The organism is Bradyrhizobium sp. UFLA01-814, from assembly GCF_046718885.1.
Classification (GTDB): domain Bacteria; phylum Pseudomonadota; class Alphaproteobacteria; order Rhizobiales; family Xanthobacteraceae; genus Bradyrhizobium; species Bradyrhizobium elkanii.
Genome location: NZ_JAQOSR010000026.1, coordinates 1 through 11936, shown reverse-complemented (window position 1 = coordinate 11936; position 11936 = coordinate 1). Strand labels below are relative to the sequence as shown.

The following is an 11936-nucleotide window of genomic DNA, read 5'->3' as shown; positions in this document are numbered from 1 at the left end:
GCGACAAGAGACGTCGTCTCATCGGGTTGTTCCACCACTGCCATGTTCGCACTCATCAACGTTTCTCCGGTGCCTTGCCGACGTCACTCGCTGCCGCTGTGGTCTGACGATCGAGCTCGGACGGCACCTCGCAGCCCGCGCGGGCGTCGTCGTCCAAATCCTGCTTCCTGACCGAGTATTGCTTGACCTCGCTGCCGGTATAGATCGCGACCATCGTGCTCTGGCCGGCAACTGCACTCTGGCGCGCCAGCTCCGGCGATACATCGCAGCTGGACGTTACGCTTGTGTCGGCCTTGTCCCACTGCTCGGCCGCAGCGCGGATGACGAGCGACAGCGTTCCGAGCTGCTTTGCGACGGCCACCTTCTTGACCTGATCCGGCTTGAGCTCCAAGGACACGGTCTGCGCCGTCTTGCCCGGGACGGCATTGGTGATCGGACGCCCGCCTTGCGCAATCTCCTGGTCGATCGCGATCACGCGCACGTTGGACAGAACGGTTTCGCTGACGGCACGCTTCACCGGAGCGGCCTTCTCGAACACCTGGGTCAGCACCACGTCGACATTGTCGCCCGGCCTGATCAGACCGGACACACCGGTCTCCTCGTCGACCTTGATGCTGATGGCGCGGCTGTCCGGCGCGAGGACGCTGGCAAGGAAGCCGCGATCCTTCGGACGCAGGATGTCGTCCAGTGTAATGGCGCTGCCGGCGTCGACGAACTTGCGAACCAGCGAACCGGGCAGCCCGGCCTTGGAGTCAGGCGTTTCGAGGATCGCGCCCGCGGGGACACGGTTCGGTGCCGTCTGGCGCACCGCGAAGTCTTCCTCCCGCGCCAGCGTTCCCTTCGAAAGCGGGCGTGTCGCGACAAAGAAGCCGACCGTCGCGGCCGCAGGCACAGGCGCAGGCTTCTCTTCGACTGCCTGCGCAACGACCGGGTCTGCGGGTCGGTTCATGCTGTAGGCGATCATTCCAAGCGCCGTAGCCGCAAGCAGCAGCACCATGATGATCGAGACACGGAGAGCGGACGACATGTCAAATTCCTTTGCTCAAAATGGCCCAGATACCGCCGCATGCGATGGCGACCCCGTAGGGCAGCGGTGCATGTCGCAAATGGCGCCAGCGCTCGACCGCGTAGACCCGGCGCATCAGCGATGATCCGGCGGGCGCCAGCTTCGGTTGTGGCAGACGGCGCATCATCAGATGCACCGCGGCCAGAACGCCACCGGCCAGTGCAGTTGCCGTCAACAGTTCAATCACGCCGGTCAGCGGCAGACCGATCGCCAGGGCAACCAGCAGCTTGACGTCGCCGCCGCCGATCGCTCCGCGCAGATAGATCACGAAGAGCACCAGGAACAGGATTGCGGCAACGATCAGCGACTGGCCGATCTGCATCGGACTGGCCAATTGGCCGACGATCCCAAGGAACGCCAGCGCCAGACAAATTTCGTTTCGGATCAACCGTGTCGCGATATCGATCGTTGCGACATACAACAACAACGCGATTTCCAGACACAAGGTCGTGGACGCAATCCAATTCATGAAATAATCGCCTTAGAAAAATGGCGGGGGGCACAAAATAATGCCCCCCTCCGGAGCGCCGTCCCTCTGGACTTAAGCGCTAACCGCGTTGGCAACCGCGGTGCCGATCGAAGTGAGCGCGGTGGTCAGAACACTACCGATGCCGCTCGCAGTACCCGTACCGAACGCCGCGGAAACGGCGGCGACGATGCAGGCGGCGACGATCACGTACTCGAACGACACAACGCCGTCCTTGTCCGTGCGCAGACGCTTCAATCCTTCTGTGATCTTGATGTATGACTGCAACATAGGAGAAAGCCTCCTTAAGGCTCGCGCACATCGCAATCCGGTTGACCGCTGTTGACAGCAAGAATCTGCCAACAGCACTCAACATCCGGAGTTAAGCGGAGACTGCGGTGGCGACCTTGCTCGCGATCGTGGTGATCGAGGCGTTCAGAACCGAGCCGATGCCGCTGGCGGTACCCGTACCGAAGGCAGCAGAGACGGCGGCGACGATGCAAGCGGCGACGATCACGTACTCGAACGACACAACGCCGTCCGCATCCGTACGCAGGCGCTTGAAGGCTTCGGTGGTCTGGATGTAGAGTTTCAACATAGGAAAATATCCCTTTTACGAGTAAATTTACGCAATATGTTGGCGGGGGGCAAAATCCGGTGCCAACTAGGATTTTCTTATAATCCGTTGCGAGAAACCTGTCGATTGGTAATCGTTTATTAACCCTACTGGCGTAGCGGCGCGCACCTTCTCCTCGGCAAGGCGCTCCGACGACGACGCACGAAACCCCTTAAATTGAAGGACTTTCGACATTTCGCGGCACTTCAACTTCGCTACTCCGTGCGAATACGGTGACAGCGTCGGACTCTCAGTAGCAGGTCCCGGAATCCCCTCCGAGCCGGCCGCAACTCTCCCCATTGGATTGCCGCCACTGCGTGACCGCCAGCGGCGGCATGCTCGCGTCCGCGGGCGAGCCCGATAGCCTGCTGCGTTCTTCCTCGAGCAGCTGCGAATGAAGCTTCTGGACCTGCACGTTTCGCTCGAGCAGAGACATGGTCCTTGCCTGGACCTGCCCTGCCAACGCCTTGCGCAGGGCGTTTTCCCGATCGAGCAATTCGGGAAACGGCAGCAGCGGGCGCACCAGCTCCGTCGCCTTAGTAACGCAGGACGCCCGCTCCACCGCCTGCGCGATGGCGCGCGCCTTTGGCCACGAGGTGCGGATCCAACGGGCCGCCTGGTTTTTGACCATGCGCGCGATTGGTGGGACTTCTGACCGGCGCTTCACGCGGTTGTTCGAGAGGTCGGAGCCGGCGCTACGCTGGTATTCGGATCGCCAAATTGCAGATGGATTAACCTGTCTGGTTAGCACCAGCGCCAGCAGTGACAACAGTTGGCTCCCCTCAACGGACGCGGCGATAACCGAGGCCGAAAGAGCTCTGGCGCAGTCACTGGGCGTCCACGCGCATAAGCGCGTGGTCTGCTTTGGCACGGGAGTTAACGTTGACCCGCAAAAATACGGATTTGACTCCTTCAGCCGCCTGAAAACGGCTGCTGTGGCAGACAAGTTCGGCCTGCGGCAATGACGCGCGCACCTGGTAGGTGCCCGCCGCCGTGCGCGGCCGGACTACCGCCAAAAACCTAAATGACTATTTCTTGAGGCCTTTGGTGGGGTGGAGTAGAATCTGTGCATTGGCGAAGTCCTTTTAAAAAAGTTGGATAACCGCATCGAATAGGCGTCTTTTGCATGCGCCGCGTGATCGACACCGCTCCAAAGGATGGAACATTCGTCATTCTTGAGGATGACGTAAGCGGACGCTTCGAATCTGCTCAATGGTCGGCTGAGGGGCGTGGGTGGGTTAAGAAAAATGGCGAGCCAAGCGAGATCACGCCGACGCATTGGCAAACAATGCATCTTCCAGACGAAGGTGATGAATTTATTCTGCAAGATGAGTTTATTCCGCCAAAGGAAACTGGATCAATCGCCCACCCGGCGTCGCCAGGGCCCCGTTCCTTTTGTTTCCCCTCGGGCCTGGCCGAACGTGCGAGGGTGACGGAATTAACTCGGCTGGTTACGAACGCGGACCCGGTCACTGGCGTCCTGGTTGAAGCGCGGGCCGCGCAGAGCAAACAGGAGCGCGGATCGACCGCGCGGCGCGCCATCTCCTCGATCGCCGCGGTGATGGTCGGGGCGTCGCTCATCGGCTGGTATTTCCACGCTGAGCTCGTCGCCCATGTGACGCGATACATTGGTGAGCCGGATAACATCAGACCTGACACAGCTGGCGTGAAGGCCGTCAAGCAAGGGATCCAGATCCCAAGAGATCTAGAAAAAGCCAATTCATCGGCTCGGGATCCGGCATTTCATCAGCAAGCTGACCGGACGATATCAGAGACACCGCGTGATACCGCGCAGCGCAAGCAAGGTGCGGACGCAATGCAGCCGGAAGAACAACAGTCTTCTGAAAAGGAGCGGCGCCGCGCAGAGGCCCTGGCAAATGAACTGGCGAGCGCGCAGCAGATCAGCGAGATGCGGGCAGAGCAGGCAAACAAGGCGCTCGACCAGGCGGCGCAGCGCAATCAGGCCGCCGAGAAGGCGACGGCCAAGTTGCGACAATCTTTGAAAACGGAGCAAGACAGGGCCGAGGCATTGACGGGCGAGCTCGCGAAGACGCGGCGGGATCTCGAGACCCAGCTGGCGCTGTCAAGCAAGGCTAGTGACGAGGCGACCCGGGCGAAGAAGGCCGCCGAGAGCGTCACGGCGGAGCTGCGACAGTCTTTGAAGATGGAGCACGACAGGGCCGAGGCGCTGACTGGCGAGCTTGCGAGGGTACGGGGGGAGCTGGAGACCCAGCTGGTGCTATCAAGCAAGGCCGGTAGCGGAGCGTTGCAGGTGAAGAAGGCCGCCGAGGGCGCGACGGCGGAGCTGCGACAGTCGCTGAAGAAGGAGCGCGACACGGCCGAGGTGCCGGCACCGGGCCACGAGCCCGCGCTGATGCAAGTCGCGAAGACGGCTGCGACAGAGCAGCCAACGATTGCTGAGACGCAAGGCGATCCGGAAGTTGTCAGGTTGCTGGCGCGCGCCAGCGCTCTGCTCGTCCAGGGGGATATCGGTGCAGCTCGGATCGTGCTCGAACACGCTGTGGGGACGGGTAGCGCACAGGCAAGCTTTATGCTTGCGGAGACCTATGATCCCCTCATTCTTTCCACGTGGAAGACCTACGGAACACGCGGCGATGTGACGAAGGCGCGCGAGCTATACGCAAAGGCGCTTGCCGGTGGCATCCAGCAGGCCAGGGATCGATTTGTCGCGTTGCGTTAGTCTGGTATGACGACGACGACGGTGATCCAGATCCGACCGCTCGGTTCTAAGAGAACCTTGGCGGATTCGCGCTGTCTCAAAAGCAGTTTGCAGAGTCCCCTCCGAGCCGGCCGCAGCTCTCCGGGTTAGATTGTCGCCACTGCGCGATCGAAAGCGACGGCTTGCTCGCGCCTGCCGGGCCTCCTGCGCTTTTCATCGATGAGCTGCGAATGAAGCTTCTGGATCGGAATCCACATCCGAGGGCGGCCGTCTTGCGGATTTTTCCGGTCCTTGGACTCATCGTCGGACGCCGCGGATTCGACAAACCGAAGGATCCGCTTCCGCTCGTCGGGATCTTCGATTTTTGAGAATGCCCTAATCAACCTCACCGTTTCGAGGTCTTAGCGATTGTCCATCTGGCAACTCCGAAGCGCTCTCAAATCCAGACAGTGCCGCTTCGATAAGCTCGATCTCTTCCCGCAGGATATCGATCAAGGTTGAGGGGCTGAAGCCGGCCACGCTGCGCATCCGTGTTTCATTCAATAGCCGTTCGCGATGGTCCCTGATCTCTTCAAGCGCCCGGCGATCCTTCAGCGAAACGTATCCAGCGATGATCTGTTCTATGGCCTTCATCGGAAATACTCAGGAAAATTACTCAGGTTCTGCAATCGCTCCATTAGAGCGATGAAAGCGGCACCGGACAAGCTGCCCTACCCTTGGGTGCGCAAGAGCGTTAATGGGCGTCTGGACAGACGGCTGTAGCCCGTAAAACCCTCCGCTCGCCCTCCACCGCCGGCTTGCGGGAAAATTTCCCTCCCGCTTCTCAGGGCCAGGTGGAAATGGCGTTGGTAACATGTCCTCTAACCGAGGCTGAAAGAGCTCTGGCACGACCGCAGTCACCGGGCGTCCACTCGCATAAGCGGTGATCTGCTGTGGCGGCACAGGAGCTAACATTGACCCCGCAAAAATACGGGGTTTGACCAGAACTATCCTTCCGCGGCCCGAGAACGGCCGCTGTGGCGGACAAGTTTGGCCTGCGGCCGTCGCGCGCGCACAGCATGGTAGGTCGGATGGGCTTTCGCGGCCCCCCTAATCGGGACCGCGCGCAGGAGATTGACTTCGAACCTTCATCGCTGGAGAGCGTGTTCCCGTGCGCGCATTCATCCCTGGGCTAGACCTTTACGCCAACTCAGGGATCACCCGCGCTGACTTCCGTGGCCCCACCATGATGCCTGGCATTGGACATTGGGTGCAGCAGAAGCGCCGAGAGAGAGCGCTTAAGGCTTCATGCGCGGGCTATAGCGCGGTCGGGCATCGCGCGAAAATCGCGTGTTGGCGCGCGCCTACCGTCTCAAAGTCTCAAATGCCAAATGAGTGCCTCATCTGCCTCAGCATGGCCAGCGTCGCGTCGGTGTACCGACCATGCGTGAGATACTGATCTACTTGCGATGCTCCGAGCACCACTAATATGGCTATCGCGAAGCCCTTGATCATAATGGGCCTCCCCTACGAAAGAGACCGCCAACCGGGCTGTCAGAGCTTGACGTTGGATCGAAACTTGGCGGTCGCTGCTCGCGACCTACCTACAATAGGGCATGCTGGCCGAAAACGGTAACCAGAGCCTTAATTAAGGCGGGTGCGGTGTAGAACGTCCTCTTCAACTTACCTGTCTCATCGAATCTGACCGCCCAGCCTGCGCCGGTGGTAGCCACGCTTTTCGACGTCCTCCCGGATTTTTTCGCTCACCGATTGCACGGTGCGCTTCTTTTTGCGCCAATTTCCGCCCAGGTTCGAAGGGATGGGAAGTCCGCGTCGGATAACCAGCAGATCGTTCTTACCACTCAAATATACATCATACATGAGAGCGCCCTGTTGCGGCGAGCAGCATAGACCTGCGCAGGGCATCGTGGGTGGCACGGGCGCAACAGCGATTTCAAAACATCACTGTGAGCGCCAGTGAACCAGGACGGATTTCGAAAGATGTGTCCAAGCTTCACTTCTGCCGGAACGAACTGTTGAACGACATCACGAGCGGTCCCACGATGTAATCAAACGCGGTTCGCTGAACCGTCGGGATCATCACCGTTGCCGGCATTCCCGGATAAAGACGAATGTTGGGCATGGTCGCCAGTTCGGCCTGGTCGATCCGAACGAAGGCCGTATAGTAGGGATTGTTGGTCTTCGGATCCGTCAGACGGTCAGCCGAGACCAGGATGACGTCGCCATGGATGATCGGAACGATCCGCTGTTTGTAGGCGGTCAGATGCACCTCAGCGCGCGTGTTCGGGTGCACATCGCTGATATCCTCGACGGCCACTTGGGCTTCGATGGTGAGCGAATCCTCATCGGGCACGATGTCCAGAATCTTGTCGCCGCGCTGGATGACGCCTCCCACTGAAAACACGTTGAGGCCGACCACGCGGCCGGTATAGGGGGCGCGAATTTCCATCCGGCCCAGCACGGCCTTGGCGTTCATCGCTTTCGGGATGACCTCCAGGAGCTTGGCTTGCGTGTCGCGCAAGTCCTTTGTGACATCGGTCATCCGGTCGTTGTCGAACTGGGCGATCTGCTGCTCTTGCTCCGCGATCGCCTGGCGCGCCTTGGCAATGCTGGCGTTTGCATCGGCGATCTGGCCTTCGAGACCATACGCCGTCCGCTCCAGTTGCAGGATACGCGGACGGGCGATCAGCCCTCGCTCGACGAGCGGAGCGACGTCCCTCGCCTCCTTGCGCACTGAATCGATCTGATTGGTGAACGATTTTACTTGCGCTTCCGAGCCGACGATCTGGGATCCCAGCTGATTGATCTTCTCGCGAACGACGCTTCGTTGGCCTTCGAGCGACGCCCGGCGGGTGTCGAACTGACTGAGCTGCCCGTTCCAGACGCTCTTGAAATAGGGATCGTCAGAGCGCGCTTTCAGATCTGGCGGCATGACAAGCTGGGTGCCATGGTCAAGCTCGGTCAGCAGCCGGACTTCCGTTGCGCGCAGCACGGCATATTGCTGCGTCAGCACCTCATGTTCGGCGCGCGCCTGAGTCTCATCGAGGACGATCAGCAGATCGCTCGCGCGCACCCTATCGCCCTCCCTGACGTGCAATTCCTTGACGATACCGCCATCGAGGTGCTGGAGGCTCTTGCGGTTGCCATCGACCTTCACCACGGCGTTGGCGACCACCGCCCCGTTGAGCGGCGCGGTCACCGCCCAGGTGCCGATGCCGCCGAAGAAGACGGCGATGATCACCCACCCCGCGATGGCGACATTGCGAATGGAATCGTTCGGCGCGTCATCTTTGTTCGTGCGCTTTGTGCCGCGCGGTGCGGCTCCAGGGCGCATCGACAGATTTGCAACATCAAGTAACGCCATGATCTCTCCTAGCCAGCCGCTCCCCGAACTGCCGGTACCGGCACAGGCCGCGTCAGGCGCGACAGGATTTCGCTGCGTGGCCCGAACATCTCGGCCACGCCCTCGCGCAACACCAATATCTTGTCGACCACGCCGATGGTGGCAGGCCGATGCGAAATGATCACCACGGTTGTTCCACGCTTCTTCAATTCGGTAATGCAGTCGGCCAACGCGGCGTCGCCTTCGGAGTCGAGATTCGAACTTGGCTCATCGAGCACAACGAGGCTCGGGTTGCCGTAAGCCGCGCGCGCAAGCGCGATCCGCTGGCGAATGCCTCCGGACAGGATCGCGCCACCCTCCCCGACTTGAGTGTCATAACCGTCTGGCAGCCGCAGAATCATGTCATGCACACCGGCCGTCTGCGCCGCAGAAATGATATCCCTGTCCTCTTTCCGATCGAACCGACAGATATTGGCGGCGATGCTGTCGGCAAACAGCTCGATATCCTGCGGCAGATAACCAAGATGCTGGCCGAGCGACGACCTAATCCAGGTCGAAACGTCCGAGCCGTCGAGCCGAACGGCACCTGCGGATGGCGCCTGAACGCCCACGATATGGCGCGCCAGCGTGGATTTCCCGGCACCTGACGGGCCGATAATCCCAAGTACTTCCCCCGCGGCTATCTGGAATGTAACCCCCCGCAGAATAGGCTTCGATGTGCCAGGCGCGGCAAAGGATAGCGCTTCGACAGAAAGATGGCCTTCGGGTCGCGGCAGCGTCAGTTCGGATTGACGCTGCGGATTCGCCGCCAACAGCTCGCGCACCCGCAAGAATGACCCCCGGGCCGAGACGAGACCGCGCCATGATCCGACAATCTGTTCGATCGGTTGCAACGCACGGCCAAGCAGGATGCTGGCGGCGAACATCGCACCGGCCGTGGTGAGCCGCTCGATCACGAGATAGGCGCCAAGGCCAAGGATCAAGGATTGCATCGAAAGCCGCAGGAACCGGATCATGCTCTGCATCGTGGCCGCGCGATCGCTCGCTGCGACCTGGCGCTCGATCATCCGGTCGCGGTCCCTGCTCCAGCGCTTCAAAAGGCCTGCGGTCATCCCCATGGCGCGGACCACTTCGGTATTGCGCAGGCTCATCTCGGTGAAACCATAATTTCGATTTGCCGCCTCGCCGGATTCGGAGAGCGGAGGCTTGACGATCCATTCATTGAGGAGGGCCATCAGCACCAGGATGATCGAGCACCCCAGCGCAAATGCCCCCAGCAGCGGGTGCAGAGCGAAAATCACGGCGATATAGATCGGCGCCCATGGCAGATCGAAGATCGCATGAATTCCCGATCCGGTGATGAACTGACGGAACGTGTCAAAATCGCGCAGCAGCTGGCTGCGGGCTCCGCCGATCCTTGTCGAATGGTCAATGATGGCGGTCATCACCCGCGGCGCGATCTCCCGATCGAGGCGGATGCTGGTGCGTGTCAGCACGCGAGCGCGTACCGCATCGAGACCCGCGAGCGCCATGAATGCCAGCAACAGTGCCAGCGTCAACATCAGCAGCGTGATCTGGCTGGCGCTCGAGATCACGCGGTCGTAGACCTGCAGCATGTACAGCGGGCCGGCCAGATAGAGCAGGTTGATGGCCAGGCTGAATATGGCTGCAGTCACAAAATAGCCCTGGCAGGCTTGCAGCGCCTGCCGGAATTCGTCCGCTCTTTTACGAAGGGTACTCACGCGGAACCTGGCCGGAGCCATCCCCTAAAAATGATGAGCGGCAGCCAACAGTTGGCAGCCAAAAGGTCCAGGTAAATCAATCATTCCAATCTGTCCTAACTAGCATAGCCGGCGGCTGAGCCAAAGCCACTGCCGGCGCAAAAACGGCGGGAGGGTAAACTTACGGGGTTTGGCTTCTCCCCCCCCAATCGGTCTTTCCCCCCGGTGAAGTTCACGCCCCTCAGGCGATGTGGTGCGGGTCATAGGTGATCAGCGTGCCATTTGTTGCGTCGGCTTTCTCGGCAAACCCGTTGGGATCGTATTGACCGAGCAGGACGATGTTCGCCGCGTGAGCGCCATCCGACACCGTCAGAGTGCCGCCGGTCCCCGCCTGGTTCTCCGTGAAGCTCAACGTGGTGCCGACACCGAAGCTGATCCCCTTGATGTCGATGTCGTCGTTGCCGTCGAGGCCGCTCACCGTGCCGGAGAAGTGGAACGCATCATCCAGGATCAGGTGGCCAGCGGCGGTCGTGTCGAAGGTGACGCCCGCCACCGAGGCTGACCCGAACTCGATGGTGCCGGCCCCGCTGATCAAAGCGTTGCCATTGCCGGTCACCTCTCCCTCTGCTGTGACCGTGCCGCCGTTGGCCCAGATCAGGCCGCTGTTGGCCACCGCGCTGGCGAGCACCAGCCCACCCGAACCGGTCGCCTCCAGCGTGCCGGCATTGGCGATCACGTTGGCGCCGGTGTCGATCACCAGGGCATGGGTGCCGGTGGCGTCGATGGTGCCCTCGTTGCTCAAGGTCAGGCTACCCTGCCCGATTTGGCCGGCGCCGGAGATCACGTTGTCGACGTTGTCGAGCGTGACGTTCGAGACGGTGCCGGCGATGATGTTGTGGTCATCGTCGGATAGGGTCACATGACCGCCGCCGTTGAGCGTGATGCCAGTCTGGATCAGTTGCAGCAGCGTGTCGTCGCCGGAGGCCTGCAGGTCGATCTCGCCGGTGTTGTGGATGATCCCGGAGAGCGGCAGCATCGCGCCGTCGCCGATGGTCATCTGGCCTGGATTTTCGGTTGTCGGCGTCACGTCGAACTCAAAGTTCGCCGCGGTCAGGTCCGCCGCATGCACGCCGTCCAATGTGATCGTCTGGCCATCAGCAAGCGTGACCACGGCATTGCCGTTGGCGTCGTCGGCGGTGTGGGCCTGGACGTCCGCGAAGCTCTGCCAGCCGTAGCTGATCAGGTCGATCACGTCCGATGACACCTCGAAGTTATGCACGACGTCATCGCCGATCGGCTGCGAGAACACGAACGTGTCATGGCCGCTCGAGCCGGTCAGGTGGTCGTTGCCAGACCAAGCGAAAATGGGGCTGCCTACCGCATAAGCCTCAACATTGTCCGCAACAAATAGACTGCCGGTGCTGCCGTCGGTATTGGTCCATGTCTCAGCAATATTGAGAACCTTTGCTCCCGTATAAGAAGCAGGCGTCGTGATCGTCAGTGTCGACGGATCGTCGACCTGTATAGTCCAGGAGCCGTCGGCATTATTCGTGCCTCCGCTCAAAGTCCAATTCGTCGGAACCCCGGCGACCGTCACGCTTATGGCACCGACGATGTGATCCGGCGCAGCATCCAGCCCCAGATTGATCGGCTCTCCAGCGACGCCCGCGGGTGACTTTGGAATGTTACCACTAGTGCCACCAGAGCCCGTGTTACCTGCAAGGTCTGTGTAGCTACCAGCCGTAACGCTCACTTGGTTGTTTTGTGCGCTGCCATGGGTGAATGTCTCCGTCCATGTAGTTGCGTTTACCTGAGTGAAGCTGCTCGCAGTCATCGTCCCATTTGACGTCACGTCGGAAGCGCTAAAGCCGCTCACTGCCTCGCTGAATGTGAATGTAATAGTCGCGGACTGACCGCTAGGCACTGTGCCGGGGTTTGACACCGTTACCGTTGGCGCCGTGGTATCTACCACAACCGTGACCACGTTGCTGGTCGAGCTGTTGCCCGCCGCATCCGTCACCTGGGCACGGTATTGATAGGTGCC

11 protein-coding genes are annotated in these 11936 nt (G+C 60.7%); 1 reads left to right on the top strand and 10 read right to left on the bottom strand.

The features are described 5' to 3' along the window. Nucleotides 1–55: 55 nt before the first annotated feature. The 5 genes from cpaB to PMN64_RS10720 form a co-directional block, all read right to left on the bottom strand. Nucleotides 56–1027: a Flp pilus assembly protein CpaB gene (cpaB, locus tag PMN64_RS10740; protein WP_411780663.1), complete on the bottom strand. Its 972-nt coding sequence runs from the start codon at nucleotides 1025–1027 to the stop codon at nucleotides 56–58. Nucleotide 1028: 1 nt separating this feature from the next. Next, on the bottom strand, nucleotides 1029–1535 hold the full coding sequence (locus PMN64_RS10735; RefSeq protein ID WP_411780662.1) for a prepilin peptidase: 507 nt from the start codon (nucleotides 1533–1535) through the stop codon (nucleotides 1029–1031). A 72-nt stretch (nucleotides 1536–1607) separates the two neighbouring features. Next, nucleotides 1608–1823, bottom strand: coding sequence for a Flp family type IVb pilin (locus PMN64_RS10730; RefSeq protein WP_411780661.1), 216 nt, complete (start codon nucleotides 1821–1823; stop codon nucleotides 1608–1610). A gap of 91 nt (nucleotides 1824–1914) precedes the next feature. Beyond that, entirely contained in the window at nucleotides 1915–2130 is a 216-nt protein-coding gene (locus tag PMN64_RS10725) for a hypothetical protein (protein ID WP_411780660.1), read from the bottom strand. A 268-nt stretch (nucleotides 2131–2398) separates the two neighbouring features. Then, a complete protein-coding gene (locus PMN64_RS10720) occupies nucleotides 2399–2917 on the bottom strand; it encodes a hypothetical protein (RefSeq protein ID WP_411780659.1) in 519 nt (172 codons plus the stop codon). A 357-nt stretch (nucleotides 2918–3274) separates the two neighbouring features. Here PMN64_RS10720 and PMN64_RS10715 point away from each other — a divergent pair, with 357 nt between their 5' ends. After that, entirely contained in the window at nucleotides 3275–4849 is a 1575-nt protein-coding gene (locus PMN64_RS10715; RefSeq protein ID WP_411780658.1) for a hypothetical protein, read from the top strand. Nucleotides 4850–5203: 354 nt separating this feature from the next. On the opposite strand, the gene PMN64_RS10710 is transcribed toward PMN64_RS10715, so the two are convergent. From PMN64_RS10710 to PMN64_RS10690, 5 genes are all read right to left on the bottom strand, one after another. Then, complete coding sequence (locus PMN64_RS10710) at nucleotides 5204–5461, bottom strand: hypothetical protein (RefSeq protein ID WP_411780657.1); 258 nt, start codon at nucleotides 5459–5461, stop codon at nucleotides 5204–5206. A gap of 1038 nt (nucleotides 5462–6499) precedes the next feature. Further along, entirely contained in the window at nucleotides 6500–6688 is a 189-nt protein-coding gene (locus tag PMN64_RS10705) for a hypothetical protein (protein WP_411780656.1), read from the bottom strand. Between the two features lie 133 nt (nucleotides 6689–6821). Then, nucleotides 6822–8192 (bottom strand): HlyD family type I secretion periplasmic adaptor subunit, encoded by a 1371-nt coding sequence (locus PMN64_RS10700; RefSeq protein ID WP_411780655.1) that lies wholly within the window; start codon nucleotides 8190–8192, stop codon nucleotides 6822–6824. A gap of 8 nt (nucleotides 8193–8200) precedes the next feature. After that, nucleotides 8201–9913, bottom strand: a complete 1713-nt coding sequence (locus PMN64_RS10695; RefSeq protein ID WP_411780654.1) for a type I secretion system permease/ATPase — start codon at nucleotides 9911–9913, stop codon at nucleotides 8201–8203. Between the two features lie 220 nt (nucleotides 9914–10133). After that, a partial coding sequence (locus PMN64_RS10690; protein WP_411780653.1) for an Ig-like domain-containing protein occupies nucleotides 10134–11936 on the bottom strand: 1803 nt, incomplete at its 5' end.